We start from the raw sequence: 252 nt of genomic DNA, 5'->3' as shown, positions 1-252 counted from the left end.
ATTTGCTGCCGAAATGGTAAAAATCGAAGGAGGCAGCTACCGTCCTCTCTATCTCAAAAAAGAAACTTCCCTTATTAAAGTCAAACCCTTCCAGCTTGACAAATATCCGGTAACCAATGCTGAATTTGCCGAATTTGTGAACACACATCCTCAATGGCAAAAAGGCAAAATCAGTTCCAAACACGCTGAAAAAGCTTACCTGAAACATTGGGTAAAAAACGGCAGCAACAGTTTTGCGCCTAAAGCCAGCGA

1 protein-coding gene is annotated in these 252 nt (G+C 42.1%); it reads left to right on the top strand.

Going from position 1 to position 252, the window contains the following annotated elements:
• Positions 1–252: SUMF1/EgtB/PvdO family nonheme iron enzyme (locus ACTHSP_RS23905; protein WP_440347219.1), on the top strand; the 252-nt coding region annotated here is incomplete at both ends.

It is taken from the genome of Neisseria sp. P0001.S005 (genome assembly GCF_051963715.1).
The sequence above is the reverse complement of the archived record's forward strand: the minus strand, read 5'-3'. Positions and strand labels throughout refer to the sequence as shown.